Source organism: Paenarthrobacter sp. NyZ202 (assembly GCF_049860755.1).
Classification (GTDB): domain Bacteria; phylum Actinomycetota; class Actinomycetes; order Actinomycetales; family Micrococcaceae; genus Arthrobacter.
On the sequence record NZ_CP187556.1, the window covers coordinates 4,180,303 to 4,204,829 of the forward strand.

Sequence of the window (24,527 nt, forward strand, 5' to 3'; positions counted from 1 at the left end):
GACCCCGGTCATTTCAGCGAGCCTTTCAGCAGGAGGTAGAGGAAAAGGATGCCGCCGGCGAATTCTATGATCACGCTCAGCGCCGTTGCAAAACCGAAAACCCGTTCCAGGACGAGCTGCCCGCCCACCAGCGCGATCGCGCCGAGCAGCACCACGATCGGGAGCAACCAGGTATGCCGGAATCCGCGGCAAACCTGGTAGGCAAGGCTGACCACGAGCAACCCGAAGAACGTCACCGGCCCCACCAGGGCAGTGGAAACCGCCACGAGCAGCGAGCACATCAGGAGCACCCGCATCACCACACGTTTGTGGTCCACGCCCACATTGATCGCCACGTCGCGGCCCAATGCCAGGACATCGAGCGTGTGCCGCATGCGCCAGACTCCCGCGCAGACGGCCGCTACCAGCAGCGCAGAAACGCCCAGCAGGCCCGGGTCCACATTGTTGAAGCTCGCAAAGAACAAGTCCTGCAGGATGATGAACTCGCTCGGTTCCATGAGCCGCTGCAGCAGCGAGGACATACCCCGGAACAGCGTGCCCAACACCACGCCCACCAGCAGCAGCAGATGCAACGACCTCGTAGCCCCCGTAAACATCCACCGGTACAGGAATGCGCTGAAACCCACCATCAGCAGAATTTCCAGACCGAAAGTTGCCGTGGACGGCGCGGCTGCCAACGTCGCTGCTCCGGCCACGAACGCCAGGGCGGTCTGCACCAGGATGTACAGCGAATCGAAACCCATGATGGACGGGGTCAGGATGCGGTTGGCCGTTACGGTCTGGAACAGCAGCGTGGAAACACCCACCGCCACGGCCACCAGCAGCATGGCGGACACCTTGATCCCGCGTCGCGGCAGGACATAAGCCACGTTTCCCTTGAGGTCGATCATCAGGAAAACGGCAACAAGCACGACGGCGGCAATCGCCAGCACAGTGACCACCAGTCCCGGCGGGGTGCTTCGGGCGGCCTCGCGCAGGCGGGTCCGTACGGACAGTGATGCCGGGGAAACCGGCGGCATGAGCGAGGTTTCAGGCATTTCGCTTCCTCAACAGCAGGAAAAGGAACATCACGGCACCCAGCACCGACATGACCATGCCCACCGGAACCTCGTACGGAAACCTGATGGTGCGGCCAATGATGTCGCAGACCAGCACGAACGCGGCACCGAACAAGGCGGTCCACGGAACAGCGCGGCGCAGGTTGTCACCAAAGAGCAAGGACACGATGTTGGGGACCACGAGCCCCAGGAACGGAACGGCGCCAACGGTTGTCACAACTACGGCTGAGATCAGCGACACGATCATCAGGCCGAGCCGCATGGTGCGCGCGTAGTTGAGGCCAAGGTTGGTGGTGAAGTCCTGGCCCATGCCGGCCACAGTGAACCGGTCCGCGGCAAAGAGGCCCACCAAAACCAGGACGGCCACAATCCACAACAACTCGTAACGGCCACGCAGCACACCGGAGAAGTCGCCAATCATCCAGTTGCTGAGCGTTTGGAGGAGGTCGAAGCGGTAGGCAAAGAAGGTGGTGACAGCCGCGATGACGCCGCCCAGCATGATGCCCACCAAAGGAATGAGCAGGGTGTTGCGGGCCGGGAGCCGGCGGAGGATCGCCAGGAACAGGGCCGTGCCAAGGATCGCGAAGACGCTGGCGACGATCATTTTGGTAAGGATCGGAGACTCCGGGGCAAGCACGGTCACCACCAAAATTCCCAGCGTCGCGGATTCCACGGTCCCCACCGTGGAGGGCTCCACGAACCGGTTCCGCGCCATGAGTTGCATGATCAATCCAGCGACAGCCACCGCCATCCCGGCCAGGACCACAGCCAAGGTGCGCGGCACCCGCGAGACCCAGAAGATTTCCCAGGTTCCGGCGTCGTTCGCCAACAACGACTGGAGCGAGACGTCGCTGACGCCAACGAAGATGCTGCCAACCGCGATCACCAGCACAACGGCAGCGGCCGCAACCAGGCGGGCTGTTTGGCCCGTCCGGTTGCGGCGTGCTGGTGCCGTGGCGCGCACGGCTGTAGTTGTCACCTCAGGAAGAGTCAGGCGACCGAGTCGGCCACTGCGGTGACCATGGCCTGGACGTTGTTCAGTCCGTAGCCCACGATGTACCAGCCGGCGGGATCGAGGTTGACGATTTTGTTGTTCTTGGCTGCGTTGGTGGACTTTACGAGTTCGTTGTCCAGGATCGGATTGGCAGCGGACCCGCCGGTTCCAATGGCGGTGTCGCGGTTGATCACGTAGAGGATGTCCGGGTTGGTTTCCTTGATGTACTCGAAGGAAACGGCCTCACCGTGGGAGCCCTCGGACTTGACGTCGGCGGCCGTGGGGACGCCCAGGACGTCGTGGATGATGCCGAAGCGCGAGCCGGCGCCATATGCGGTGACTTCGCCGCCCGAGGTGAGGACGATCAGGCCCTTGCCGACGGTAGCAGCCTTGGTCTTGGTGTCGGCAACGGTCTTGTCCACCTCGGCGAGCTTGGCGGCCACGTCGTCTTCCTTCTGGAAGATCCTGCCAAGCTTTTCGGTCTGCTCCTTGAAGCTCTTCATGGGCTTGGCCGCATCGATTGAGAGGTCGATGGTGGGGGCGATCTTGCTCAATTCACCGTAGGCGCCGGCAGTGCGGCCGGAAATGATGATCAGGTCCGGGGCTGAGGAGCTGACCGCTTCGAAGTCGGGTTCCTTGAGGGAGCCAACCTTGGAGTACTTGGCGTCGGAGTACTTCTTGAGGGCGTCCGGGTAGCTGGCCTCGGGTACACCGGTGGGGTCGACACCGAGAGCGTCCATGGTGTCCAGGACGCCGAGGTCGAACGTGACCACCTTCTGCGGGTTCACGGGAACGTTGGCGGTGGAGCCCTGGGCGTGCTCGATGGTGATGGTCGTGGCTTCCCCGGCCTGCGAGGACGCAGTGGCCCCGCCTCCGCACGCAGTCACGGCCAGCAAGGCCGCCCCTGCAGCCATTGCCCCGATGTAGCTTGACAGCCTCTTTTTCACGCCGGTACTCCGCTCACTAATACGTCACAGTTACGTTGCCTAATTGCTCCTGTGACTCTATTAGTAAGGTGAGGCTAACTTCAAAAACGAAAGCCTCTCCCCGGGGCGATTGTGGCCAAAGTCACGTTTTTTCTCCCCTCGTAGACCCAAACGCTCTCTCACCAAACACCCCCTTTCCGGTGATGCTCTCTCACCAAACACCCCCTTTCCGGCGATGCTCTCTCACGTGAATCCAGCGTTCCGGAAGGACGTGAGAGAGGGCCGGCCCTAAGGGGGTGTTTGGTGAGAGAGGGTCCGCCCTAAGGGGGTCTTTGGTGAGAGAGGGTCGGCCCTAAGGGGGTCTTTGGTGAGAGAGGGTCGGCCCTAAGGGGGTGTTTGGTGAGAGAGGATCGGCCCTAAGGGGGCCTTTGGTGAGAGAGGATCAGGATTCGGCCTGGCGGTCCACCACGAGCTTCTCCAGGGCGGGGAACAGCGGATGCGTCGGGGTCAGTTCCGTGACGCGCTCCACCAGTTCGGCAGCAGGAAGCTCGGCGAGCATGGTGGAAAGCTCTACGGCCTCGTCATCGGAGCCATCGTCGAAACGAAGGGCCGCTGACATGGCCTCGAGCAGGGCTACCGGAGTTGAGCCACGCTCGGCGAGCTCAGCCGCGGGGCCGATGAAACGCTCGTGCCGGCCCAGCTTCCGCAGCGGCGCACGGCCCACACGAACAACGGTGTCCGGCAAGTGCGGATTGGTGAAGCGCGACAGGATCTTCTGCACATACGCTTCCTGCGCAGCTTCCTCGAAGCCGTGCTTGCCGACCAGGAGTTCCTTGGTTTCTTCCAGGACAGCACGGACCTTCGCTGCCACTGAAGGGTCAGCCATGGCGTCGGAGATCTTCTCCAGCCCCGCCTGGTACCCGAAATACGCCGCCGATGCGTGCCCGGTATTCACCGTGAACAGCTTGCGCTCGATGTACGGCCCCAGCTCATCCACAAATGTTGCACCCGGAATGACCGGGACGTTCCCGCCAAACGGAGTCCGGTCGATCACCCACTCGTAAAAGGTCTCCACGGTGACGTCGAGGCCTTGGCCCGGCGCCTGGTTGGGGACAATGCGGTCCACCGCGGTATTGGCGAAGACAGCCAGGGAATCGAGGTCCCCGGCCGACTCGTCCCAGGCAGCCAGGACTTCCTGGTGCAGGAGGTCTGTGGCGTTGATGGCGTTCTCGCAGGCCATCACCTGCAGCGGCGCCAGGTCAGCGGACCTGGCGGCCAGTCCCCGGGCAATCACCGGCGCCACGAACTTCAGGATGTGCGGCCCCACCGCAGTGGTGACCACGTCCGCCGTCGAGATTTCCTCCACAACCGCGGCTTCCTGCGTGCCCGAGTTAAGCGCCCGGAAACCGTCCACGGTCTTGACCGCGGCGTTCTCGCCGACCTCGTGCACGTCGTAGCTGTCAGCGGATGCAAGCTGGCTGATCAGCGCATCCGCGACATCCGCGAATACCACTTCATAGCCGGCCTCGTGCAGCAGGAGCCCCACGAATCCGCGTCCGATGTTGCCCGCCCCAAAATGGACTGCCTTCACTATGCGTTGACCTTTCCGAACAGCTCCAGGACCTCATCCGCCGTGGTTGCCTCCTCCAACTGGGCCACCTGGGCCTTGTTGGTGAAGATCTTGGCAATGGTGGACAGGATGTGGAGGTGCTCATTGTTCAGGCCGGCCACGCCGACCACGAACTTGACCTGCTTGCCGCCCCAGTCGATTCCCTCCGGGTAACGGACGATTGACACTGCCGAATGCTTGATGTGGTCCTTGGCGTCATTGGTGCCGTGCGGGATCGCCAGGAAGCTGCCCATGTACGTGGAGACGGATTCCTCGCGCTCGTGCATGGCGTGCACGTAGCTCACGTCCACGGCACCACGGTCCAGCAGGAGCTGCCCGGCCTCGTCAATCGCGGAATCGCGGTCGCCGGCCTTGCCGTTCAGGACCACACTGTCGCGGAGCAGCACTCCCTTGCCCCCGACGGCGGCAGCCGGCTCAGCGGCATGGGCACCATGGCTCGTCCCCGGCGCGGTACCGGCAGCTCCGGTACCCGCAGCTGCGGCGGCGGGCGCACCGGCGGTGGTTTCCGCCGTCGTGACTGCGTCACCGCTGTTGCTGGAGCGGACCAACTCGACGATGTCGTCGTACTTGGGGCTGTTCATGAAGTTGTCCACCGAGTAGTGCACGGCGCTTGTGGTGCGCGGCTGGGCGCGTTCGGTGAGGTCCTCATGGGTCACCACCACGTCGTACGTGTCACTCAGGTTGGCGATGGCCGAGTTGGTGACCTTGACGTCCGGGAACCCGGCCGCCTTGATCTTGTTGCGCAGTACCGAGGCTCCCATGGCGCTGGAACCCATGCCGGCGTCGCAAGCGAACACGATGTTCCGGACCGGGCGGGTCAGGACAGTGCCCTCGCCGCGGGTGGCCGCAGCGCCTTCACCGACCAAAGCGGAGGAAACGGAGCTCTTCTTGCCCTTCATGGCTTCCATGCGGGACGTTGCCTCGCTGAGGTCGTCCTCGCCCTTGTTCTTGGACGTGCGCAGGATCAGGGACGCGATCAGGAAGGAGACGGCGGTGGCCAGGACAACCGAGAGGATCACGCCGATGTAGCTGTCGCGCGAGGTCTGTGCAATCACCGCGATGATGGATCCAGGTGCAGCGGGAGCAACAAGGCCGGAGTTGGTGATGGCCAGGGTGGCGATGCCGGTCATGCCGCCGCCGATGGCAGCGAGGATAAGGATCGGCTTCATCAGGACGTACGGGAAGTAGATCTCGTGGATGCCGCCGAGGAAGTGGATGATCGCAGCGCCCGGCGCCGACGCCTTGGCTGCACCGCGGCCGAAGAACATGTACGCGAGCAGGATGCCCAGGCCCGGGCCGGGGTTGGCTTCGAGCAGGAACAGGATGGACTTGCCCTGCTCCAGCGACTGCTGGATGCCAAGCGGGGTCAGGACTCCGTGGTTGATGGCGTTGTTGAGGAACAGGACCTTGGCCGGCTCGATGAAGATGCTGGTCAGCGGCAGGAGGCCGTTGTTGACCAGGAACTGCACCACGTTTCCGGCGCCTTGGCTGAACACCGTGACGGCCGGGGAGATGCCGTAGAACCCGAGGAGCGCGAGGATGGCTCCCCAGATACCGGCAGAGAAGTTGTTGACCAGCATCTCGAAGCCGGGGCGGATCTTGCCGTCCCAGATGCGGTCGAGCTGCTTCATGGTCCAGCCACCCAGCGGGCCCATGATCATGGCGCCGATGAACATGGGGATACCGGCGCCGACAATGACACCCATGGTTCCGATGGCACCCACCACGCCACCACGGACGTCGTAGACCATCTTGCCGCCGGTGTAACCGATCAACAGCGGAAGGAGGTAGGTAATCATGGGGCCAACCAGGCCCACGTTGGGAACTCCCTCGGCATTCGTGCCGAAGCCACCGAGGGCAGGAACGGGGATCCAGCCCTTCTCGATGAAGAGTGCTGTGATCAGGCCCCACGCGATGAAAGCGCCGATGTTGGGCATGATCATGCCGGACAGGAAGGTTCCGAACTTTTGGACGCCAACGCGCAGGCTGGTGCGGGGCTTCGCAACGGTCTCTGTTGCCATGTGAATTCCTAACGTGTGTCCCGCGGCGGCGCGGGGTCAGTCGATATAGATCGAGAGAGCAGCCTTAGGAGCTGCTGGAAATGCGGTGAAGCCATTCCAGGAAGAGCTTCAGTTCAGAGCTGGACAGTTGGTCCGAATGCGAGGCCTGCAGTGCCGCATTCAGGGCGATTGCCGCAACAACCACGGAGGATTTGCCGGAATCCTCCGCTGCGGCGCCACGGGCGGTGTCCGTGGAGACGGCAAAAATCATGGAATCCCGGGTCATGGTGGAAAGCTCCAGGTTCCTCTCTTCCACCGGTTCTGCGATCAGCATGAGCGTGACGCCCACGTTGGCCGCGAGGATGCTGCGTGCAGCTTCGCGGGGCGGCACGTTGAGCTGACCGGCGATGGCGGCCTTGTTCAGCATTTCCTCCAGGAGGGCTTCCGCGTCGGCCACGATGGACGGGCGGCTTTCCGGACGGATGTTGCCGAACATCACCAAGTACAGGTGGGGCTGGGTGAGGCCGAACTGGACGTGGTTGTCCCACATCCGCCGGACATCCTCCAGGGGCTCCCCGGACGGTGCAAAATCGCGCTCTCCGGCCACATACTCTTCGAAACCGGCCGAAACAACGGCGTCGAACAGGCCCTCTTTGTCGCCGAAGTGGTGGTAAAGCGTTGGCGCCGTGACCCCGGCAAGCTTGGTGATCTGGCGCGTTGAGACCGCTGACCCTTCAGAAACCGCCAGCAATTCGGCAGCTGCGCGAAGCAACCGAATTTTGGGCGGAAGCTGGTCATCGAAACTCATAACCGCTACCCTAGCACCTATAGCATTGCTATATGAAGTAGCTCACAAGGGAATTTTGTAAGCTAAGTTTCGCAGGCTCTCGGTGCCGACGCCGGGGGGTCTTGACCAACCAGCAGGAACAGAGGATTCAGTGCAGAATTTCCAGGGAGTAGGGGTAAGCCCGGGCCGCATCATCGGGTCGGTCCGCCAGATGCCCAAGCCAGTCAGCGAACCACCGTCAGGCGAACGGCTCGCAGCGGACGCAAGTCCGGAAGACGCCGTCGCGCGCTTGAAGGCAGCAGCGCAATCCGTCCATGACGAACTGAAGAACCGCGCCGAATCCGCCTCCGGTGATGGCAAGGCGGTCCTCGAAGCCACCGCACTCATGGCCAAGGACACCATGCTGCTGAAGTCGGCCACCAAGCTCATCAACGGCGGGACCTCGGCCGAGCGCGCCATCTGGGAAGCCGGTGCATCCGTCTCCGAAATGCTGCACAACCTCGGCGGCTACATGGCCGAGCGCGCCACCGATGTCCTGGATGTCCGTGCCCGCATTGTGGCCGAACTCCGCGGCGTCCCTGCTCCCGGCATCCCCGCCTCCACAACGCCGTTCATCCTCGTGGCTGAAGACCTCGCTCCCGCCGACACCGCAACACTGAATCCCGACGTCGTCCAGGCGCTGGTTACCTCCGGCGGCGGCCCGCAGTCCCACACCGCCATCATCGCCCGCTCCCTGGGGCTCCCTGCCGTGGTGGCGGCGCACGGTGTGGACGGGATCGCCGACGGCACCGAAATCTATGTGGACGGCGCCGCCGGCTTTGTCGCAGCCTCTCCTTCGGGGGAACAGCGCGCTTCCGCCGCCGCCTGGGCCGAAACCTCCGCCACGCTTGCCTCCTTCGACGGAAACGGCACGACGGCGGACGGCCACCTGGTGCCGCTGCTGGCCAACGTCGGAGGTGCCAAGGACGCCGTGGCCGCTGCAGGCCTGGGCGCACAGGGTGTTGGCCTGTTCCGCACGGAATTCTGCTTCCTGGAACGTGACACCGAGCCCTCCGTGGATGAGCAAGCCACGGCCTACAAGGCCGTGTTCGATGCCTTCCCCGGCAAGAAAGTGGTCCTCCGCACGCTGGACGCCGGCGCCGACAAGCCGCTGCCCTTCCTCACGGATGCCACCGAGCCCAACCCTGCGCTGGGTGTCCGCGGCTACCGCACCGACTTCACCACGCCGGGCGTGTTGGAACGGCAACTCTCCGCGATCGCCCAGGCTGCCTCGGAATCCGAAGCCGATGTCTGGGTCATGGCACCGATGATTTCCACGGCAGCCGAAGCAGGGCGGTTCGCGTCCCTGTGTGCCGCGGCCGGCCTCAAGACCCCCGGCGTCATGGTGGAAGTGCCCTCGGCAGCGTTGACTGCGGCGTCCGTGCTCCGGGAAGTGGGATTCGCATCGCTGGGCACCAACGACCTCACCCAGTACGCCATGGCTGCGGACCGGCAGCTCGGCCCGCTCGCGGAATTGAACACTCCGTGGCAGCCGGCGGTCCTCCGGCTGGTCCAGCTCACCGTGGAAGGCTCGGCGCTGGAAGCGTCCGGCCGCGAAGGGGACAGCAAGCCGATCGGCGTCTGCGGTGAGGCTGCCGCGGACCCGGCCCTCGCCGTCGTCCTCGCCGGACTGGGTGTCTCCACCCTGTCCATGACCGCCCGCTCGCTGGCCGCCGTCGGAACCGTCCTGAAGACGGTCACCCTGGAACAGGCACAGGAACTGGCGCGGCTGGCCCTCTCAGCGCCCAGCGCCACCGAGGCCCGCGAGTGGGTCCGCGCCAAGCTCCCCGTGCTCGAAGAGCTCGGCCTCTAGTCCCGCACGACCAGTTCAGCCACGACCAACCGCAAGGAGAAACCCATGCCCGAACGCACAGCAACCATCGCCAGCAGCTCCGGCCTCCATGCCCGTCCTGCCGCCCTCTTCGCGGAGGCAGCAGGCGAGCAGCCCGTGGATGTCACGATCGCCATGCAGGGCGAACCCGCTGACGAAGCCATGGACGCCGCCAGCATCCTGTCCCTGATGACGCTCGGGGCTGCCAAGGGCGACGTCGTGGTGCTGCGGGCAGAGGGTGAGGGTGCCGACGCTGCGCTGGATGCGTTGGTGAAGCTGCTGGAAACGGACCTGGACGCCGTCTAGCTGTACTGCCCAGGTCCGTTTCGCGGGCTACGGCAAGGCCGTCACCAGCACGTCCTGGTAGGCGGCCCGGCCGTCAAAGACGTTCACGCCCACCCTGCCCGAGGACAGGGCCGTGTCCGTGACGTCGATCAGTTGCGCACCGTCCACCGACACCGTGATCCTGCTGCCGGTGACAGCGGCATCCACGGAGTAGCCCACCCCATGGCCCACGGCGGAAGGCACGCTCGCGAGGACCGTGAACACGCCGTTGACCAGCTTGAACACCCGCACTACGCGGAGGTTGGGGTCCAGGTTCACGTAGTAGGCACTGGATCCGTCCGCAGAGGACCGAAGCAGCATGGAACCCGCACCGCCGTAGCCTTTCTCCGGAGCCAGGTCGCGGTTCAGGAGTTCACCGGCGAAGGCCTCGCCGCCGAACCGCACTGTGGCCTGGACGCGCACGTTGGCATAGGTGGATTGGCTCAGGGCTGTGGAGTCCTTGTCGAACGTTCCGGCCAACCCTGCGCCCGTGGCTTCCCATGTCCCGCCGGGCACCACCGCATACGCGCCCAGGTTGTGGCGGGCTGATCCGGTGGCGGGAGGCAGGATGCCCGACGGCGGCGCACTGGTCAGGCGGGCAGTGTCGCTGAGCTGGTGTACTTTGACGGACACCAGCCGGGCATTCCCTCCGGTGGCCGAGAAGGACAGCCCTGTGGAGGACGGGTCCGGGAAGATCAGCGATGTGATGGCTGCCGTGCCGTTACCTCCGAAGACCTCCACCGAGGAAGCATCCACCAGGACCCGCAGCTTGATCCGCCGTTCAGACCCCACCGTGGTGGAAGCCCATGGCGCCGTGGAATTGTCCTGCGCCGAGCCGGCGAAGTACCGGGTGAAGTCCTCCCGCCCGGAGGTTCCGCGGTCCACGGTCAGGGCGGCAGCTCCGGCGTCGTACTTCACGCTGGTCTCCTGCGCACCGGTGGAGCCGTTCCCCTTGCGGAGCCCGAAGGCGAAGGAGGAAGCGCCGCCGGACGATGGGATTCCGACCTCGGCCTCCAGCTCGAACGAACGCCCGGAGGCTCCGGCCAACGGGTTCGCCGAGGCCGGCGTTACCGGGACATCCGAAACCTGCCAGGTGGAACTGCGCAGCGACTGTTCCTCCACCACGGGAGCCTGCGTCAGCCGAAGCCCGGCACCGGGTACGTCCACCAGTTTGACCTCGCGCGGCACGGACAGTTGCCCGTTCCACCGGCCCGTGGGCGGGCTGAAGGCGTAGTCCCAGTTGGACATCCAGCCGATCATGATCCGCCGGTTGTCAGGGGCACCGAAGAAGCTCATGGCGGCGTAGTAGTCCCGGCCATGGTCGGCTTGCAGCACGGTCGAGGCAGGGGTGTCCGGGGTGAAGGACGTACCGTTCCAGCTTCCGGTGACATACTGCGCGGCTGAACCGTTGGTGGCGCGTACTGCCCCTGTACTCCACCACAGGACCCACCTCTTCACGCCGGGCTGTCCCTCCACAGGGAGTTCGAAGAAGTCCGGGCACTCCCAGACCCCGCCCCGCACCCAGTCGCCGTAGCCGAAGGTGCTCTTGAACGTCCAGTGGAGCAGGTCTGTGGAGGAATAGAAGCGGATGTGGTCTCCGCCGGCCACCACCATGACCCACCTGCCGGAGGTCGCGTCCCAGGCGACCTTGGGGTCCCGGAAGTCCCAGCCGCCATTGGGGCCGCCCGGGTTTTCCACCACGGGTGCGGCCTGGACGGTCTGCCAACTGCGGCCCTTGTCCGTGCTGTACGCCGCACGGACCGACTGGTTTCCGTTGGGAGCATCATGGTTGAAGCTCGTGTAGTAGGCGATAAGTCCGGACCCACCCGGAAACAGCCCGCTCGCGTTCGAAGCGTCCACCACGGCCGACCCTGACCACGACTCCCCCGCCGCCATGTGCGGCAACGCGATGGGCAGTTGCTTCCAGTGCAGGAGATCGGAGCTCACCGCGTGGGCCCAGCGTCCACGGTCCTGGTGGAAGAGATGGTACTCACCGTCCAGGTAGACCAGGCCGTTGGGGTCGGAGCTGTTTCCGGAGTTCTGGGTGTAGTGGTAGCCGGGTTGGTAGAGGCCGTTCATGTACTGGTCCACGTTGTCCGCGCGGACGCTCTGGAACCAGGCCGTGCCGGTGGCCAGCAACGCAAAGCCCGTGCCTGCAGCGGCTGGAACCTGGCCATTCAGTACGGGGGTGCCATTGATGAGTACCGAGGCTTCCGTACCGCGGGCCGTCAAGTGGACGCGGTTGAGCTGCCCCGCTTTGAAGCTGTGGCCCGGCAGGGCGCCGGAGAGCAGCAGCGCGGAACTGGCCCGGTTGTACAGTTTGGCGGTTCCCGTCGCCGGGTCCACCCTGAGTTCCAGCCCGCCCGCACCGTCGGCACCGCTGCGGACCACCACTGAGGCGGTCGAGGGCGAGGTGACGGTCAGGTCCAAGGAGGCAACGACGTCGGACGCTACCGCCGGGATAAACCGCACCGCGGTGCCGCTCGCCGCAGAGGCGCGAAGCCCTGCCGCATCCGGCTCCCACGAACCGGCAGGAGTACGCCACCCCTGCAAGGAGGTCTCGAGCCCGCGCAATGTCATGCTCTGGAAGACCGCAGTCCCGTTGTAGGAGCCGACGCCCACGTGCCCGGAAGCGTGCGTGGAATCCGTGGCCGTGATCGAGGGGGTGGCACCGTTGGGGTCCAGGAAGTCGGTCTGCCAGTGGACTGCCAAGTTGCTGCCCAGGGCTGTGACCCGGAGCCGGTAAACCTTGTCCAGGGCGATGGCCGTTGTGTAGGTTCCCAGCGTGGCGTTGTCGGAAACCCGGTAGAGGCGCAGCCTTCCTGCGTTGGGATCGACCTCTGCCGCATACCCGTTGGTACCCGACGCGTTGGTCCGGAACAACACCGTGCCCACGCCGTACTGGGACGTCACCTGGATGTCCGTGGCAAAGTCCACGTCCGTGGGCGACTGGCCGGTGGCGATGGCGCGGATGTTGGTGTTCGCCGGAGCGGCGCCGCGGAAGCCGGTAGCCGTGGCCGACCATCCGCCCCCGGTGAGGCCCCACCCGTGGACATTCGCATCGATGGTCCGGACGCCCGGTGTCCCGAAGGCCACAGTCCCGTTGAACGCGTGGAGTCCCACCCGGCCGGATTCATAGCGGTGGTCCGTGGCGTCAATGCGGGAGACTCCGTCCACTGCAACATAGATCCGCGGCCCGTCCACGTGGACATCCACGCTGTAGGACTGCCCGGTGTTCAGCGGCAGTGGTACGGGTGCCACAATGTCCTGGCCGTTCGCGAGATCGAACAACCTCACCCGGTCCAGGTTGGGGTCGATCGTGGCCGCGTAGCCTGCGCCGGCGTCGGGAGTCGCCCGGAAAACCAGCGCCCCCACACCGTAAGGGCTGCCGCCGTCGACCTTCACGGAGGCTGTGTAGCGGGCGGTGCCGGCAATCACCTGCTCGCTGGTTGCCGCCGCGTTCTGCCCGGAAGGCGCGACGGCGGTGTACCCGCCCTGCGCTGTCCGGGTCCACGTGCCGCTGGTGCCGGCGACGTCGGGGATGGGACTGGTGGTGCTGTTGAGGGTGACGGGCGCGGGGTTGAGCGCCACTGCCGGGGCAGTGACTCCCGTCCCCGCGAAGCCGACACCGAGGACCGCTGCTGTGAGGCCCGCAACTATTCTCTTGTGCATAACAGATCGCCTTTGATCTCGAAGTGAGAGAGCGTTCCCCGGAACCTGCGTTTTAGTGAGAGAGGGTCCGGGGAAAACGTCGATTAGGTGATAGAGCGTTGGTGCTACGGGAAGAGGGTGCGGGTACCTCCTTGGGGTTGGGCGGCTTGGGGTTGGGCGGCTTGGGCTGTGGGGGCGGTCCAGATATCGGCCATCGTCCAGGCGTCGAAGCTGAGCAGGCGCACGGTTCCGGCCGCCGCTGACACGGTGACGTTCCCGCCGCCGAGCGTGGGATACACCCGGGCCGTGAGCGGCTTGCCGTTGGCGAAGATCTCGACGGCGGACCGGTCCACCAGGACGCGCAGGCGCACGTGCCCGTCGACCAAGGGAACGGGTCCGGACTTCTCCTCCACATCCACCTCATCCAGTGCCGGGGCCGCCGCCCCAGCAGCCGGGGCGAGGCTGCTCCGGGTGCGGTCCAGGCGCAGGACGCCGTCCGGCTGCGTTGGATCCACAGGCCGCGACAGCTCCACCACCGTGGTCTCGGCACCGTCATCGGACGTGAGCACGGCCAACCGGAACACCGCCCCCGGCGACAGCTGCACCTCAAGTTCCAGGTCAAGCTGCCTGCCGCGGACTCCGGTATCCACGGACGTCCCGGCGCCCACCAGCACCCGGCCCGGCAGGCTCACCTGCTCCTGGCGCAGCGCGGTGATCCCAGGCACCGGGGCAAACTTGAGGGTGCCGTCGTCCGCCAGCGACACCACGCGCGGCAGGCTCATCACACCGGACCAGCCGGCCTCCACCATGGCTGCGTCGGACCGCCCTTCCTGCATCCAGCCGAACATGATCCGGCGCCCGGATTCGTCCAGGAAAGACTGGGGCGCATAGAAGAACCGGCCACCGTAGTCCAGGCGGTGCAGGGCAGCGGGTTCGAACGAGTCCCCCGCGTACCTGCCGGTCCAGTACAGCGGGTGGCGGGTGTCGCCGTCGTTCCATGCCGAGAAGACCAGCACATCGGGTGAGCCATCCTCCGGCACCGACCCCAGGGAACCAGTCCCGGCACGGAACAGGTCCACGCATTCCCACATGGTGCCGGTCCAGTGGTTGCCGGCAGGGTCGCCCTGCGAGGCATCCCCGATCACCAGCGGACCCACGTAGTCCCAGGTCCGGAGGTCTGCGGACTCGTAGAGGAACGCCGTCCCGCCCCGCCCGCGGATGCCCGAACCCACCAGCTGCCGCCACACGGTGCCCTCGCGCCACACGCAGTGGTCCCGGTAGGCGGTGATGTCCACGCCGGCTGGCGGGGCGGCGATGACGGGGTTCTGCGGAATCTTGGTCCACGTGGCCAGATCGGGCGACCCCACGGCGACGCACGGCAGTTCGCGCTCGCCGAGGCGGCCGGAGTAGACGATCGTGGGCGTGCCGCCGTCGTTCACCAACACGCCGGACCAGCAGCCGTCCGCATCCGGACCCGCCGACGGTTCCAGCGCCACCGGCTGGTCGGTCCAGGTGACCAGGTCGGTGCTGGTGGCGTGGCCCCACTGGATGCGGTGGTGGAAGGCGCCCTCGGGGTTGTACTGGTAGAAGAGGTGGTAGGTGCCGTCCCACTGGCAGACGCCGTTGGGGTCGTTGAGCCAGCCGGCCGGTGCAACGAAATGGAAACGCGGCCGCAACGGGTCGGCTTCGGCACGGGCAACCAGCTCGTCGCGGGGAACCGTGGCGAGCGGGTGGGTCAGTTCAGTCATGCGGAAGCCTTCTTTTCGTTAAGGTTCGACGCCGGGTGGCCGGGTCCAGCGGGCTGCCCGGTTGCCGGTTCACTGGCGAGCGCGTGACCGCCCGCGCCTGAGCTGGGCCGGTAGAGGTGGCAGCGGACCCAGTGCCTGCCGGCAGGGTCGCCGATCCGGTGGCGGACCGGTTGGTGGGCCGAGCACGGCTGGTCCGGGTCGCCGTCGTACGGGCAGTGCATGGAGGCCATGACGGCCTGCCGCAGTTCGGCGCGGCGGACGGGGTCGTAGGACCCGGCGCGCGACGGGTCCGGAACCGCTGACACCAGGAGCTGCGTGTACGGATGGGCAGGGTTGGCCAGCAGGTCCAGGGACTCCCCTTCCTCCACCAGTTCCCCGGCGAACATCACGGCCGTGCGGTCGGCCAGGTATCGGGCGGAGGCGAGGTCGTGGGTGATGTACAGCATGGAGATGCCTTGCTCGTCCCGCAGCTTCCGCATCAGGTTCAGCACGCCGATCCGGACGGAAACATCCAGCATGGAGGTGGGCTCATCGGCAAGGATCACCGCGGGCTCCACCGCCAGCGCGCGGGCAATGGCCACGCGCTGCCGCTGCCCGCCGGAGAGCTCGTGCGGGTAGGAGTTCAGCATGTCCGCCTGCAGGCCCACGGTGGTCATGAGCTCCTCCAGCCGCTCCTGGATTCCTGTGCCGGTACCGCCTGTGCCGGTACCGCCCTTGCCGTGGATGGCCAGCGAGCGCCGCAGGAAATGTTCGATCCTGTGGGCCGGGTTCAGGGAGCCGAAGGGATCCTGGAACACCATTTGCAGCTGGGATCGGAACGCCCGTGAGGCCTGGAAACGGTCGCGCTTGAGGACATCCACGCCGTCCACCAGGATGGCGCCTTCGCTCGGCTTCTCCAGCCGTGCCACGCACCGGGCCAGGGTGCTTTTGCCGGAACCGGACTCCCCCACCAGGGCAACGATCTCGCTGCGGCCGATTGACAGGTCCACTCCGTGGAGCGCACGGACGGACTGGCGGGAGAACAGGCCACCGACAGGGAACGACTTGCCCAGTCCGCGGACTTCAAGGGCTGGCGCCTGGCCGGCAGGTGCCGTGGGTGTGCTTGCCTGGACGGCCGCGTGGCTCATCGGACAGCTCCTTCCAGGGAGAGCGGATCGGAAGTGGTGACGTCGGCATTGAAGGGGGCCACGAAATGGCCGGGTGCTGCTTCGGCGAGGTCGGGGATGTTCCGGAACTTCACGCCGTCGGGCAATCCCGCCAACGGAAGCCGGGGACCGGTGAGGGGCGGGAACGCTCCCATGAGGGCCTGCGTGTAGGGGTGGCGGGGGTCCCTGTAGACGTCCTGCGCTTTGGCGGTTTCCACGATGCGCCCGCCGTACATCACGGCCATGCGGTGGGACAGTTCCACCATGAGGGACATGTCGTGGGTGATAAAGAGGACGGAGAAGCCCAGTTCGCGCTGCAGGTCCTTAATTTGGGCCATGATCTCCTGCTGCACCACCACATCCAGGGCGGTGGTGGGTTCGTCGAGAATCAGCAGGGAGGGCTTGAGGGCCACGGCCATGGCGATCACGGCCCGTTGGCGCATGCCGCCGGAGAGCTGGTGCGGGTAGGACTTGAGGCGGGAGCGGTCGATCCGGACCAGTTCCAGCAGTTCGCCGGCCCGTCGCAGCGACTCCTTGCGCGAGTAGCCGGCATGGGTGGTGAAGATGTCCACGATCTGTTCACCGATGGTCAGGACCGGGTTGAGGGAGTTCATGGCGGACTGGAAGACCATGGCGACGTCCTGCCACCGGAACCTCCGCAGTTCCTCCGGGCCCATGGCCAGGACATCCTTCCCGCCGAAGGAGATGCTGCCGCCTGCGATCTTTGCCGGGTCCTTGAGCAGGCGCATGATCGAGTTGGCGATGGTTGACTTTCCACACCCGGACTCACCCGCCAGACCGAACACCTCGCCCGTGCCGATACTGAAGGAGACGCGGTCCACGGCGGTGGTGGAGCGGGTGTCGCCGACGTACTGGACAGTGAGGTTCCTGACCTCGAGGACGGGCTCGTGGGAGCCGAAGGAAACCTGTGAAACAGTCACAGTGCCGCGCTCCTTTCTGCGGTGGCGTGGGCTCCGCGGGTCGTGGCCACGGCGGTTGGCTTCCGGATCTTGCGGAGACGGGGGTTGGTGATCTCGTCCACGGCGTAGTTGATGAGGGCCAGGGCGAAAGCGACGAGCGCGATGCACACCCCGGATGGCACGAAGACCCACCAGCTTCCTGTGAGCAGTGCGCCCTCGTTGCCGGCCCAGAACAGGTTGTTGCCCCAGGAGACCGTGCTGACATCGCCCAGGCCCAGGAACTCCAGGCCCGCCTGGGCACCGATTCCGTAGATGACGCAGGCCAGGAGCGTGCCCATGACGATCGATGCCATGTTCGGCAGGATTTCGCGGAACATGATGCGGCCTGCCCGTTCCCCGGAGACCACGGCGGCTGCCACGAAGTCCTTGGAGCGGATGGACAGGGCCTGCGAGCGCAACACCCGGGCGGAGCCGGCCCACCCGGTGACGATCAGCACCAGGATCACGGTGCCAAGCCCCGGTGGGAGGAATGCTGCCAGGATGACCAGCAGCGGCAGGCCGGGGAGCAGGAGGAAGACGTTGGTTACCAGCGACAGGGCATCGTCGATGAACTTGCCGAAGTACGCCGAGGCCAGCCCTACGAGTATCCCGATGAAGGTGGAAGCGAAGCCGACCGTCAGTCCCACCAGCAGGGAGCTGCGGGCTCCGTGGATGGTCAGGGCCAGCACGTCCTGTCCTTTGGCGGTGGTGCCCAGCAGGTGTTCGGCGTCGGGCTCCATGGAAGCCATCGCGGTGATCCGGGAAGGATCGCCCGGGAACAGGACGGGGGCAAGGAGCGCCAGCACAATGAACACGACCATCACGGCCATGCCGGACAAGGCCTTCTTGTTGCCGAGCAGCCCGCGGAGGAAACTGCGGTTGGTTTTGGGTTTGGCAGCGGCCTTGGTGGGCTGCTGCAGGATTGCGGTTGCCATGATGTGTCCTCCTAGTTGCTGCGCACGCGGGGGTCGAGGCGGACGTAGAGGATGTCCACCAGGAAGTTGGCCAGCAGCACGGCGGCGGTGATGGTCAGGAACAGCCCTTGCATGAGCGGATAGTCCAGGCCCTGCACGGCGTTGAGGAGCTGGTAGCCGACGCCGGGGTAGGCGAACACCACCTCGGTGAGGAGCGCACCTCCCACCACAAACCCCAGGCCCATCCCAAAGCTCGTCACCGACGGCAGCATGGCGTTGCGGGCGGCGTAGCGGAGCATGATGCGTCCCGGGCGAAGCCCCTTGGCCTCGGCCATCAGGATGTAGTCCTCGGAGTTCGTGGCGATCATGGTGTTGCGCATCCCCAACATCCAGCCGCCGATCGAGACCAGCACGATCGTCAACGCGGGCAGCACCAGGTGCGCACCGACGTCGCCGATGAACTCCCACGTAAACCCGGGCTCCAAACCGTCGGAGAACGCGTGGCGGATCGGGAACCAGCCCAGCACCACGCCGAACAGGTACAGCGCCCCCATGGCCAGCCAGAAGTACGGAAAGGAACCGATGAACACCAGCACCGGCGGGAGTGCGGAGTCGATCGCCCCGCCGCGCCGCCAGGCTGCCACGATCCCCAGCAGGTTGCCCACGACGGCGGCAATCACCAGCGCGGTCCCGCCCAGCAGGAGGGTCCAGCCGATCTGGGAGGAGATGACCTCCGTCACCGGGGTGGGGAACCGGGAAATGGAGACGCCCATCCGGCCGGTGAAGACGTTGTGCAGGTAGTCGACGTACTGCTCCCAGATGGGGCGGTCGTCAACGCCCAGCAGTTTGCGCAGGGCCTCGATCTGTTCGGGCTGCATTCTGTCCTGGGAGCGGGCAAACATGCGGGACACGGGGTCGCCGGGCATGAAGCGCGGGAGCAGGAAATTCAAGGTGATGGATGCCCAGAAGGCGATCAGGTAGAAACCCAGTCGGCGCAGGATGAAGCGCACGGTTTCCCTCCAATTCGGGAATTGCGGAGACGTTTGGGGGCACGCCCGGCGGGCTGTCCTTCGGCGACGAGGCCGCCGGGCGTGCGGTGGATAGCCGGCTACGCTACTTGCGCGGTTCCAGCGTGGTCAGGACGAGCACCGTGGTGGGAGCCCGGACGGACAGGGTGGCGTACGGGTTGTCCTGGGTGGGCCAGCCGGTGAAGCGGGTGTCGTTGAACGCGCCCCACTCGGGGCCGGAGAAGAGCGGCACCAGGGGTGCCACGTCGTTGTACTCTTCCTGGAGCTTGTTGGCGATGTCCTTCTGCCTGGGCTCATCGGACTCTGCAGCGAACTCGGCCAGCAGGGCATCAGCCTTGGGGTCGCCGAAGCGGTGGTAGTTGTCGAAGGTCTTGGTGCCCACCGGCTTCACGGTCGCCGAACCCATGGAGGTGTTGAAGTACTTGTACGGGCTGGGATCGTTCGCGGACCACACGATGCCGGAATCGAAGTCGCCGGTCTCGTACCCGGCCACCACGGCAGCCCAGTCCGGGGAATCGACCTTGGCGGTCACGCCGATTTCAGCGAGGTTTTGAGCGATCACGTTGGCCACGGACAGCCAGTCGGAGGAGGAAGCGCCCACGGAGATCTTGAACTCGAACGGCGTGCCGTCCTTCAGCGTGCGCTTGCCGTCCGCGCCCTTCGAGTAGCCGGCTTTGTCCAGGAGTTCGTTGGCTTTCTGGACATCGTGGTTGGTCCAGGTGCAGTTGTCCTTGACCTTGCTGTTTTTCCAGGTCTCGTAGTTGCCGGAGAGGCCCGTGCAGTCTGCCGGCTTGGCGTAACCGCTCATGCCGATCTTGGTCACCTGGTCGCGGTCCACGGCCATGCTGAGCGCCTTGCGGACATCAACGTCGTTGAACGGCGCCTTGGTGGTGTTGAGCTGCCAGTTGATCATGGCGCCCGTGGGAGGGAACCAGTACTGACGGTGTTCCTTGTCCTTGGAAACGAACGTCTTTTCGATGTTCGGGATGTACTGCGGGGCCCAGTCCACGTCGCCGTTCGCAGCGGCGAGGTTGGCGCCGTCGTTGCCCGCGAAGGCGAGCATCTTGATGCCGGCGATCTTTTGCTTTTCCGGCTGCCAGTAGTTGGGGTTCTTCTTCAGAACGAAGGACTGGGCCTGGAAGCTGTCCACCTCCGTGTAGGGTCCGGTGCCCACAGGCTTGGCGTTCGGGTCCTTTTCCGGGTCCGCCAGGGCTGACCAGATGTGCTTGGGCAGGATGGTGAGCTGGCCGACGTCGTACAAGGCCGGAGACCACGGCTTGTTGAAGGCGAAAGTGACCTTGTTGCCTTCTGCCGTCACGGTGTCCAGGTATTCGAAACCGCCCTTGAGCTTCTTCTGGAGTTCAAAGGTGTAGGCCACGTCATCGCCTGTCAGCGGCTGGCCGTCCGACCACTTCACACCATCGCGCAGGGTGAAGGTGATGGACTTGCCGTCCTCGGCCGCCTTCCACTCCGTTGCCAGCCACGGCACTGTGTCGCCCTTGGCCGGGTTGAAGATCAGCAGGGATTCGTAGATGGACTGCTGGACCATCGGGTTCACCGTGGGAGCGAACGGGTTGAAGTTCTGGACGAACGTGCCCATGTCCTCGCGCGGAATGGTGAGGAGCGCGCTCGCGTTCGCTCCGGCGTCGTTGTTCTTGTTTCCGCCCGTGGCGGCGCAGCCGGTCAGCAGCATGGCGCCCACCGCCAGGCCGGCCGCCGTGATCCGGGCAGCCCTGAGGAATCGGGGTTGTGTCATGATGGGTATCTCTTTCCTGTCTTCATCGTCCGAGGTGAAGGAATGGGTGAGGGGTTTGCTCTTCGGAAGTGATTTCGCGGTCAGACCGAGGAGCGTTCTAGCAGCGGACAGTCGACCAATTGCTGGTCGGCAGTGATCGGCTGTCCTGCTGTGAGAGCGGCGAGCGTCCTGACTCCCAGGGCGCCCATTTGTTCGAACGGCAACGCAACCGTGGTCAGTTTTGGCCTGAGGTAGGCCGCGATCAGTTCCTGGTTGTCGAAGCCGATCACGGCGATATCTCCGGGGATGGTCAGGCCCCGTTCCTTGATGGCGTCGTAGGCGCCCATCGCCATGCGGTCGTTGAGGCAGAACAGGGCGGTCGGCCTGCCTGCACCCACCGGATAGTGGTCCAGGATGCGGCCGGCTGCCTCATAGCCGCCGTCCGCGGTCGCGTTCCCGGAAACCACCAGGTCAGGGTCCAGCTCCAGCCCGGCGTTGGCGAGTGCTTCGCGGGCACCCTCCAGCCGGCCCACTGCTGCGGGGATGTCCGGGTCCAGGTTGATAACGCCGATCCTGCGGTGGCCGGCTTGGAGCAAACGCTCGACGGCGACCCGTCCCCCGGCGCGTTCGTCGGGGACGATCGAGGGCAGCTTTCCGTCGGCGTCGAAGCAGTTGATCAGTACGGTGGGTACCTCGCTGGCGCTCTGCGGGACGTGAACGCCACGATGATACGTGGCCGCGTAAAGGAGTCCTTCCACTCGTTGTTCCAGCAGCTTTTCGATGGCTGCATCTTCCATGCCCTGGTTGGGTCCTGCTGCGTCGGCCTGGTCGGAGGGCGCGATCAGCAGAAACCGCCGGTCAAGCCACGCCTGGTCCTGGGCTCCCTTGATGATGTCCACGGCGAACGGTGCCGTGACGATCTCGGTGACGATCCCGTACCAGTCGCTGCGTTGGGATGCCAGCGCCCGGGCTCCGGCATTGGGGCGGTAGCCCAGATCCTGCACGGCCTGGTTGATGCGGGTGCGCGTTTCCTCGGAGATGCTGGCATTCTCGCGGTTGCTCAGCACGAACGAGACTGCGGTCCTGGAGACGCCTGCGTGCTTGGCGACGTCATTCATGGTGACGCCCTTTTGCCGCACGGCAGCAGCTTGCTTGGGTGTGGTGCTTTTCGCCATTGAATGCTCCGGGATCCTGATGAGGTAACGCGCGTTACTTCGAACGTGTGATTCAGGTTACGCGCGTTACCTCCTGACTGTCAACGGGTCCTCCTGACACGTTTTCATGGCGCGGCCGGATACCCTGCACTGCGCACGGCCAGTGCTTGCAGCGGAACGGCGTCATGGCGGGCAAAGTGGCGCGCTAGGCTTCTGCCATGGCATTGATAGCTCCCCGCGTCACGCCCGGGCTCCCGGCCGAGGACGCCCGGAAACTCGCGCGCTCCCTGCAGGACAGCAACGACATCACTGTGTTTGTGGACGGCACGGTCCATCGCCTCCCCGACCAGGCGAGGGACGCCGTCGTGGATCTTCTCGCACGCCTCAGCCGGGGCGAAGCGGTCACCGTGGGCAGCGTGGAAGAAATGCTCACGACGTCCCAGGCAGCGGAGCTGGCGGGAATCTCGCACACCTACCTGCGCAATATGACCGATCGGGGCGAGATCCCCGTGGAATATCGCGGCACGCACCGCCGCATCCGCCAGGCCGCGATCATGACCTGGCTGGAAACCCAGAAACGGAAGCAGGAAGAGGCCGGTTCCAAGACCCCGTCGGACGGCACGCAACAGGCGTCGGGATGACGTCGGAGTGATAAGGATCAAGCAACGATCCCAGCCAACGGGCCAGCACCCATAAAGGCCGGGGTTACGCTTGTTTGGTGGGCAATTTCAAAGGGTGGCATATAGTGGCCGGCTTGGCCGCCATGGCCCTTGCCGCACCCCTGGGATCGGCCTTGGGATTGAACTTCGTGGCCACCTTCATGTTCGCGTGCGTGGTCTTCGTCGCGGTGGCCATGTGGACCGAATCAAAGATCGCCCGACGCCGGGACGCTGCTGACGCTGCAAACGCACCGCAGGCGCCGGGAACACGGCCGCACAACGCCAACGATGCCGCGGAATCGGACGACGCGGCACGGGAGTAACCACCCCGCGTCACAGGATGGGGTTCAATGGCTGTATGGCGTTGAGTCCCCGCTCCAGCATCTGGCCCACAGTGCACCAGGAACGCCGCGCCCTTATTGACGACCTCCAGTCGCTGCCCGACCACCTCTGGAGGACACCATCATTGTGTCCAGGCTGGGATGTCCACGATGTCGTGGCCCACCTCGTGGATACGGCGAAGACCACCCGCTGGGGCTTCATCCGCCGCATGATCACCGCGCGCTTCGACTTCGATCGGGACAATGCCGAGGGTGTTGCCCGCGAGCGCACCCACGACCCGCAGGGCACGCTGCGGGCCTTTGGCGCTGCAGCCAGCCGGACGTCCGGACCGCCGGCAGCGCCGCAAACGCGGCTGGTGGAAGCATTCGTCCACGGCGAGGACATCCGTCGTCCGCTGGGTTTGTCCCGCAGCTACCCGCCTGCGCCGGTAGCCACCGCCCTCGGATACCAGGCGCGGACGACCACCGCAATGGGAGGCGGCAAGGAGTTCGCCACCGGATGGACGCTGGTGGCCACGGATACCGATTTCAGGCACGGGCACGGTCCTGAAGTGCAGGGGCCTGCCATCTCCCTGCTTCTGGCCGTCTCAGGACGGCCGGTAGCGGACAATGAACTCAGCGGACCCGGAGCCGCAGTGTTCCTGCAACGGTCCTGAACACACCACCACAGACAGCGAGGATGATCGATTGGCAAGCCAGGCCGGGCGCAAGGGGAAGCTGACAACATTGCTGTCTGCCGACGTCGAAGTTTCCGGGCTGACCGGCCGTATCCTCTGGACGGAGGGAACCCAACCGCCCCCTGCCATGGCACCTGGAGCGCCGCGGCCAGCCGGGCCTGCGTACATTTTGATCCACGGCATTGGAGTCTCCCACCGCTACCTCGCCCGGCTCCACGCGGTCCTGGCCGAGGGTGCCACCACGTACTCGCTGGACCTGCCCGGATTCGCCGGCACCCCCAAGCCCGACCACCAACTCTCCGTGGAGGACTATGGGCGGTACATCGCCGAGGCCCTCAAATCCAGCGGAATCGAGTCCTACGTCCTGGTGGGGCACTCGATGGGCGTGCAGTTCGCCATCGAGGCCGCCCTGTACGAGCCCGACCGCATCCGCCACCTGATCCTCATGGGGCCCGTGGTCGATTCCCGGCATAAGAACCTGCGACGCCAATCGCTGGCGCTCTTCCTGGACGGCCTCCTCAGGGAAAGCCCGACGTCCAACTGGATCGTGGTGTCCGACTACCTCCGCTGCGGTCCGCGCTGGTACCTCACCGAACTGCCGGTCATGATGGACTACCCCACTGAACAGCGCCTGTCGCACGTCAATGTGCCGGTGCTGGTTCTTCGTGGAAGCCGCGACCACGTGGCCGGACCTGAATGGTCGCTGCGCCTCTCGCGGGCGGTCCCGCACGGGCGGCTGGTGGAGATTCCGGGGGTGGGACACGTGGCCCAGCACATGCGCCCGAAGGCGGTTGCGGACGCCATCCGCAGCTTCGTGTCGGCAACATCTCCGCACACCTAGGATCGGGAGTACGACGACGGCAGGCGGCAGCGGCGCCCCTTGTTGCCTGCCGGACCACCCGGCTAGGCTGGCGGTGCAAGCATGAT

Annotated in this window: 20 protein-coding genes; 6 read left to right on the forward strand and 14 right to left on the reverse strand. The window is 65.5% G+C overall.

All coding sequences use genetic code 11. The features are described 5' to 3' along the window. Positions 1 to 8: 8 nt before the first annotated feature. From ACPFL9_RS19350 to ACPFL9_RS19375, 6 genes are all read right to left on the reverse strand, one after another. Positions 9 to 1,037 (reverse strand): iron chelate uptake ABC transporter family permease subunit, encoded by a 1,029-nt coding sequence (locus ACPFL9_RS19350; protein ID WP_426004617.1) that lies wholly within the window; start codon positions 1,035 to 1,037, stop codon positions 9 to 11. Beyond that, a complete protein-coding gene (locus ACPFL9_RS19355) occupies positions 1,030 to 2,037 on the reverse strand; it encodes an ABC transporter permease (RefSeq protein WP_426004618.1) in 1,008 nt (335 codons plus the stop codon). The genes ACPFL9_RS19350 and ACPFL9_RS19355 overlap by 8 nt, the downstream gene beginning before the upstream one ends. 11 nt (positions 2,038 to 2,048) lie before the next feature. Further along, positions 2,049 to 2,999: a siderophore ABC transporter substrate-binding protein gene (locus ACPFL9_RS19360; RefSeq protein WP_426004620.1), complete on the reverse strand. Its 951-nt coding sequence runs from the start codon at positions 2,997 to 2,999 to the stop codon at positions 2,049 to 2,051. A 421-nt stretch (positions 3,000 to 3,420) separates the two neighbouring features. After that, positions 3,421 to 4,569: a mannitol-1-phosphate 5-dehydrogenase gene (locus ACPFL9_RS19365; protein WP_426004621.1), complete on the reverse strand. Its 1,149-nt coding sequence runs from the start codon at positions 4,567 to 4,569 to the stop codon at positions 3,421 to 3,423. Then, positions 4,569 to 6,629: a PTS mannitol transporter subunit IICBA gene (locus tag ACPFL9_RS19370; protein WP_426004622.1), complete on the reverse strand. Its 2,061-nt coding sequence runs from the start codon at positions 6,627 to 6,629 to the stop codon at positions 4,569 to 4,571. Before ACPFL9_RS19370 ends, ACPFL9_RS19365 begins: the two co-directional genes overlap by 1 nt. A gap of 64 nt (positions 6,630 to 6,693) precedes the next feature. Continuing rightward, a complete protein-coding gene (locus ACPFL9_RS19375; RefSeq protein ID WP_426004623.1) occupies positions 6,694 to 7,416 on the reverse strand; it encodes a TetR/AcrR family transcriptional regulator in 723 nt (240 codons plus the stop codon). A gap of 130 nt (positions 7,417 to 7,546) precedes the next feature. On the opposite strand from ACPFL9_RS19375, the gene ptsP reads away from it, so the two are divergent. Next, positions 7,547 to 9,247, forward strand: coding sequence for a phosphoenolpyruvate--protein phosphotransferase (gene ptsP, locus ACPFL9_RS19380; RefSeq protein WP_426004624.1), 1,701 nt, complete (start codon positions 7,547 to 7,549; stop codon positions 9,245 to 9,247). Positions 9,248 to 9,292: 45 nt separating this feature from the next. Continuing rightward, a complete protein-coding gene (locus ACPFL9_RS19385; RefSeq protein WP_426004625.1) occupies positions 9,293 to 9,571 on the forward strand; it encodes an HPr family phosphocarrier protein in 279 nt (92 codons plus the stop codon). 27 nt (positions 9,572 to 9,598) lie between these two features. Here the strand turns inward: ACPFL9_RS19385 and ACPFL9_RS19390 are convergent, their stop codons facing one another. The 8 genes from ACPFL9_RS19390 to ACPFL9_RS19425 all read right to left on the reverse strand — a co-directional run bounded on the left by ACPFL9_RS19390 (position 9,599) and on the right by ACPFL9_RS19425 (position 21,944). Further along, positions 9,599 to 13,261 (reverse strand): GH32 C-terminal domain-containing protein, encoded by a 3,663-nt coding sequence (locus tag ACPFL9_RS19390; protein ID WP_426004626.1) that lies wholly within the window; start codon positions 13,259 to 13,261, stop codon positions 9,599 to 9,601. A gap of 104 nt (positions 13,262 to 13,365) precedes the next feature. After that, complete coding sequence (locus ACPFL9_RS19395) at positions 13,366 to 14,988, reverse strand: glycoside hydrolase family 32 protein (RefSeq protein WP_426004627.1); 1,623 nt, start codon at positions 14,986 to 14,988, stop codon at positions 13,366 to 13,368. Next, on the reverse strand, positions 14,985 to 16,115 hold the full coding sequence (locus ACPFL9_RS19400) for an ATP-binding cassette domain-containing protein (protein ID WP_426004629.1): 1,131 nt from the start codon (positions 16,113 to 16,115) through the stop codon (positions 14,985 to 14,987). Before ACPFL9_RS19400 ends, ACPFL9_RS19395 begins: the two co-directional genes overlap by 4 nt. Then, positions 16,112 to 17,074 carry an ABC transporter ATP-binding protein gene (locus ACPFL9_RS19405; RefSeq protein ID WP_426004630.1) on the reverse strand — a complete coding sequence of 321 codons (963 nt, stop codon included), beginning with the start codon at positions 17,072 to 17,074 and terminating at the stop codon, positions 16,112 to 16,114. Before ACPFL9_RS19405 ends, ACPFL9_RS19400 begins: the two co-directional genes overlap by 4 nt. After that, complete coding sequence (locus ACPFL9_RS19410) at positions 17,071 to 18,027, reverse strand: ABC transporter permease (protein ID WP_426004631.1); 957 nt, start codon at positions 18,025 to 18,027, stop codon at positions 17,071 to 17,073. The genes ACPFL9_RS19405 and ACPFL9_RS19410 overlap by 4 nt, the downstream gene beginning before the upstream one ends. Before the next feature lie 11 nt (positions 18,028 to 18,038). Then, positions 18,039 to 19,016 carry an ABC transporter permease gene (locus tag ACPFL9_RS19415; protein WP_426004632.1) on the reverse strand — a complete coding sequence of 326 codons (978 nt, stop codon included), beginning with the start codon at positions 19,014 to 19,016 and terminating at the stop codon, positions 18,039 to 18,041. A gap of 103 nt (positions 19,017 to 19,119) precedes the next feature. Continuing rightward, the gene (locus tag ACPFL9_RS19420) at positions 19,120 to 20,790 is read right to left on the reverse strand and encodes an ABC transporter substrate-binding protein (protein ID WP_426004633.1); all 1,671 of its coding nucleotides are present in this window, start codon (positions 20,788 to 20,790) and stop codon (positions 19,120 to 19,122) included. Positions 20,791 to 20,870: 80 nt separating this feature from the next. Then, entirely contained in the window at positions 20,871 to 21,944 is a 1,074-nt protein-coding gene (locus ACPFL9_RS19425) for a LacI family DNA-binding transcriptional regulator (protein ID WP_426004635.1), read from the reverse strand. Positions 21,945 to 22,141: 197 nt separating this feature from the next. Here ACPFL9_RS19425 and ACPFL9_RS19430 point away from each other — a divergent pair, with 197 nt between their 5' ends. The 4 genes from ACPFL9_RS19430 (at position 22,142) to ACPFL9_RS19445 (ending at position 24,441) form a co-directional block, all read left to right on the forward strand. Next, positions 22,142 to 22,564: a helix-turn-helix domain-containing protein gene (locus ACPFL9_RS19430; RefSeq protein WP_426004637.1), complete on the forward strand. Its 423-nt coding sequence runs from the start codon at positions 22,142 to 22,144 to the stop codon at positions 22,562 to 22,564. A gap of 122 nt (positions 22,565 to 22,686) precedes the next feature. Beyond that, a complete protein-coding gene (locus ACPFL9_RS19435; protein WP_426007615.1) occupies positions 22,687 to 22,905 on the forward strand; it encodes a hypothetical protein in 219 nt (72 codons plus the stop codon). Between the two features lie 35 nt (positions 22,906 to 22,940). Beyond that, complete coding sequence (locus tag ACPFL9_RS19440) at positions 22,941 to 23,579, forward strand: maleylpyruvate isomerase family mycothiol-dependent enzyme (protein WP_426004639.1); 639 nt, start codon at positions 22,941 to 22,943, stop codon at positions 23,577 to 23,579. 61 nt (positions 23,580 to 23,640) lie between these two features. After that, positions 23,641 to 24,441: an alpha/beta fold hydrolase gene (locus ACPFL9_RS19445; protein WP_426007616.1), complete on the forward strand. Its 801-nt coding sequence runs from the start codon at positions 23,641 to 23,643 to the stop codon at positions 24,439 to 24,441. Positions 24,442 to 24,527 lie beyond the last annotated feature (86 nt).

What these genes read in the sequence shown, in the direction of transcription:
- ACPFL9_RS19350 (WP_426004617.1), bottom strand. Translation starts at nt 1,037, where the DNA reads ATGCCTGAAACCTCGCTCATGCCGCCGGTTTCCCCGGCATCACTGTCC.
- ACPFL9_RS19370 (WP_426004622.1), bottom strand. Translation starts at nt 6,629, where the DNA reads ATGGCAACAGAGACCGTTGCGAAGCCCCGCACCAGCCTGCGCGTTGGC.
- ACPFL9_RS19375 (WP_426004623.1), bottom strand. Translation starts at nt 7,416, where the DNA reads ATGAGTTTCGATGACCAGCTTCCGCCCAAAATTCGGTTGCTTCGCGCA.
- ACPFL9_RS19425 (WP_426004635.1), bottom strand. Translation starts at nt 21,944, where the DNA reads ATGGCGAAAAGCACCACACCCAAGCAAGCTGCTGCCGTGCGGCAAAAG.
- ACPFL9_RS19435 (WP_426007615.1), top strand. Translation starts at nt 22,687, where the DNA reads ATGGCCCTTGCCGCACCCCTGGGATCGGCCTTGGGATTGAACTTCGTG.
- ACPFL9_RS19390 (WP_426004626.1), bottom strand. Translation starts at nt 13,261, where the DNA reads ATGCACAAGAGAATAGTTGCGGGCCTCACAGCAGCGGTCCTCGGTGTC.
- ACPFL9_RS19385 (WP_426004625.1), top strand. Translation starts at nt 9,293, where the DNA reads ATGCCCGAACGCACAGCAACCATCGCCAGCAGCTCCGGCCTCCATGCC.
- ACPFL9_RS19440 (WP_426004639.1), top strand. Translation starts at nt 22,941, where the DNA reads ATGGCGTTGAGTCCCCGCTCCAGCATCTGGCCCACAGTGCACCAGGAA.
- ACPFL9_RS19420 (WP_426004633.1), bottom strand. Translation starts at nt 20,790, where the DNA reads ATGACACAACCCCGATTCCTCAGGGCTGCCCGGATCACGGCGGCCGGC.
- ACPFL9_RS19430 (WP_426004637.1), top strand. Translation starts at nt 22,142, where the DNA reads ATGGCATTGATAGCTCCCCGCGTCACGCCCGGGCTCCCGGCCGAGGAC.
- ACPFL9_RS19395 (WP_426004627.1), bottom strand. Translation starts at nt 14,988, where the DNA reads ATGACTGAACTGACCCACCCGCTCGCCACGGTTCCCCGCGACGAGCTG.
- ACPFL9_RS19410 (WP_426004631.1), bottom strand. Translation starts at nt 18,027, where the DNA reads ATGGCAACCGCAATCCTGCAGCAGCCCACCAAGGCCGCTGCCAAACCC.
- ACPFL9_RS19400 (WP_426004629.1), bottom strand. Translation starts at nt 16,115, where the DNA reads ATGAGCCACGCGGCCGTCCAGGCAAGCACACCCACGGCACCTGCCGGC.